Genomic DNA, 1,432 nt, shown 5'->3' with positions numbered 1-1,432 from the left:
GCGCGCGGCCCAGCCGAGCGCGCCGGGGAAGGCCGTCGCCAGGGGCGCCTGCGCCCAAGCCGGGCCGACTCCGGCGGCCAGGGCCAGCGACGCGCCGCCCAGCAGGACGGCGCGCCGGTCGAACCGGCTCACGTGCCCTTCCGCACGGCCGGACGGTCCAGGACCTCGGGCCGCTTGGGGGTCATGTCGCCCAGGTTCCAGTCGTCGGCGTTGAACGGCTTGTAGGTCGGCACCTGCACCGGATAGCCGCCGACCTGCTTCTCGTGGTCGATGATCTGGCCGCGGCCTTCGGCCACCTCGGCGATCAGCAGCACGTCGTACATGTCGCGGTCCCACGGCCGGGCCCCGGCGTTGCGCAGCACCGAGACCTGCACGTCGGTGGCCGGCATCGGGTTCAGCCCGTCCCACCACACCGGCGGCTTCTTCGCCTGGATGATCTTGGCGGTCGAGGTCGTGTAGCTGCCGAACATGCGCAGCGGGTCGCCGACCTGGTCCACGGCGATGTTGTCCTTGCCGTAGTACTCGAGGTCGCCGGAGCCGCCGATCATCAGGAAGGCCAGCCGGTCGGTCGGGGTCGACGGGCCGGCGCGCAGCACGTTGCCGACCGCAGTCATCTTGCCGACCTCGTAGGCGTGGTCCTGCCACTCCTCCGGCGCCAGGTTGTAGTGGATGGCGCGCTGGCCCGGATCGTAGATCAGGTTGTTGGCGATCACCCCGTGCACCCCGCCCTTGAACAGCGGGTTACGCTCGTAGTTGTGGGCGTAGAGGTTGCCGACGATCAGCAGGTCCGAGACGTTGTCGTGGATCAGGCTGCCCTTGGAGTGCTCGCCCTTGGCGTGGGAGGAATAGGCCAGCCCCTCGCCAATGATGTTGTTCGAGAAGGTGATGGCGTGGCTGGTGCCGGCGCGCCAGTCGTCCGGGGTCGAGCCGGTGAAGCGCGGGCCCGAGGCCGACAGGTTCTCGTCGGTGGCCCAGGTCAGGGTGCAGTGGTCGACGATGACGTTGTAGGCCCCGCCGGTGGAGATGCTGTCCTCGTCCCAGCCGCTCATCCAGCCCTGTTCGGCGCTGCCCGGGCGGATGCGGATGTGCTGGACGATTACGTCGTGGGCGTTGATGTCCATGCCGCCGCGAATGACCGTGATCCCCGGCGAGGGGGCGGTCTGGCCGGCGATGGTGATGAACGGGTCGGAGATTTTCAGGGTCTTGCGGCCCAGGTCGATCACCCCGCCCACCTCGAACACGACGATGCGCGGGCCCTTGGCCTCGATCGCCGCGCGCAGCGAGCCCGGGCCGTCGCCGGCCAGGGTGGTCACCTTGATGATCCGTCCGCCGCGTCCGCCCGGCGTCTGCGCCGCCCAACCCAGGGCGCCCGGGAAGGCCGGTTGAGTCGCAGCGGGCGCCGCCTGCGGCGCGGCGGCGGGAACGCCGCCAG

1 protein-coding gene is annotated in these 1,432 nt (G+C 70.7%); it reads right to left on the bottom strand.

The genetic code is table 11. The features are described 5' to 3' along the window. Positions 1–128: 128 nt before the first annotated feature. On the bottom strand, positions 129–1,432 hold a 1,304-nt coding region (locus G3573_RS21460), incomplete at its 5' end, for a pectate lyase (protein WP_163263658.1).

The sequence above is a fragment of the Caulobacter sp. 17J65-9 genome (genome assembly GCF_010975005.1).
In the GTDB taxonomy this organism is placed as follows: Bacteria; Pseudomonadota; Alphaproteobacteria; order Caulobacterales; family Caulobacteraceae; genus 17J80-11.
This window is presented reverse-complemented; position numbering and strand designations above follow the sequence as displayed.